2 protein-coding genes and 1 pseudogene are annotated in these 1,479 nt (G+C 45.4%); all 3 read right to left on the bottom strand.

Annotated features, from left to right (window positions below):
- On the bottom strand, positions 1-705 hold a 705-nt coding region (locus L5L77_RS22455; protein ID WP_263223442.1), incomplete at its 3' end, for a hypothetical protein.
- Between the two features lie 2 nt (positions 706-707).
- Positions 708-977 carry a hypothetical protein gene (locus L5L77_RS22450; RefSeq protein ID WP_263185456.1) on the bottom strand — a complete coding sequence of 90 codons (270 nt, stop codon included), beginning with the start codon at positions 975-977 and terminating at the stop codon, positions 708-710.
- 258 nt (positions 978-1,235) lie between these two features.
- Positions 1,236-1,479, bottom strand: a pseudogene (locus L5L77_RS22445) (hypothetical protein); the annotation flags it as partial.

Raw genomic sequence — 1,479 nt, 5'->3', positions numbered from 1 at the left:
GCCTTCAACCATGCCCTTCCATTCACCATAACGGGCTTCATGGTGACAAATCTCCAACTGCTTTTGAATGCCTGTATCGAACACGCTTTGGTCGTTGATAATAATGCCCCATAAAGCCAAATGTAGGGTGTAGTAATTACTGCGATAGGTGACTTTTTTACTAGGTTTGGCGATATAGGCTTCCATGCTTTTTTGACAAAAACCAGCAGCTCTAATCTTATCGCCGCTAAACCACGCATGTAACGCATGCACAAAGTCATCGGCAGTGCCAGGTTTGCTATTGCGAGGGCGCCATTGGGCTGGAAATAACGCACAAGCCTGTTTGGCTATCGCGAAATCCCCTGCGGCCATGGCATAGTTGAAACAATCAACGACATCAATCGCTTGCGCCCCCCTCGTGCAGGCATCACCGAGAAAGTCTGGGTAGTCAGGATCATAGGCCATTTGTAGCGGCTTTAGCTGATATTCTGCAGCGGTTTGAAAGGCTTCCTCGGCTAGATCCCAGTCACTGTGCAACGCATAGGCTATGCCGAGGCCGGCGTACTCCCATGCATAAGCGCAATAAACTGATTCAGCTTCAATATCATTAATCCGATAATAACCAGAAGCCTCAGCGTTCCGTCGCTCTTCGATGATATCTTGAAAAAATATAATATCCTGTTCTATTTCAGCCAGCGTCATTTGGGAGATTTTCTTTGCTGCCATGGTTATTTTTTCCCTGAAAAGGCGTTGTTAATGATAGCTTTCGCGTCATTAAAATGAGGGATGGGTTCATCCAGTACTTTATCGACAAGGTTCCCCTTTTTATCTTGCCAGAAGGCTTTGACGTTACCGCTTTGGGTGTTGGTAAACACTGCCAGATGATTTTTCTTACCGGTAGCTAATTCAATATCCCCCCAAAGTGCTTGCTCATCTTCGGTATATTCTGCACCTTGACGATTGGATGCTTTGTTGACTTTGCCTTGCTTCTTTTCCATTTTTCTGCGTAGGTGGGGTTTTGCGCTCATCCCCTCGAAATTAACCTTAAGGGCTAAATTTGCCCAACGCGGTTAAACGTAAATTTAGCCATATTGCTTGAGGTTAGTATTTATCGATGCAGTTGATGAGATGAGCACGCATAATCTTTGCTAAGTAGGGCTTATGCGTGCTTAGTTTGTCAACGAGCAAGGTTGAGGCTTCATGTAGTCAATACCAGTGAAGCCCACATCTTAATCGTGAGTGAACCGTAGCATGGCTTAAAGCGGTTGCTGCCAAACAAGCCCTTCTGGAATGAAAGGGTCAATAACTCGGTGTTTCATCCCCGCCTGAATCGCTAAATTGGTAAGGGCCAAAGCATATTCTGCGAAATGGCCTTCAACCATGCCCTTCCATTCACCATAACGGGCTTCATGGTGACAAATCTCCAACTGCTTTTGAATGCCTGTATCGAACACGCTTTGGTCGTTGATAATAATGCCCCATAAAGCCAAATGTAAATGT

Origin of the sequence: Shewanella sp. SM29, from assembly GCF_025654245.1 — a bacterium.
GTDB lineage: Bacteria > Pseudomonadota > Gammaproteobacteria > Enterobacterales > Shewanellaceae > Shewanella > Shewanella oncorhynchi.
This window is presented reverse-complemented; position numbering and strand designations above follow the sequence as displayed.

Bases quoted from the DNA above. Each gene is read 5' to 3' on its own strand.
- L5L77_RS22450 (WP_263185456.1), bottom strand. From the start codon at position 977: ATGGAAAAGAAGCAAGGCAAAGTCAACAAAGCATCCAATCGTCAAGGT.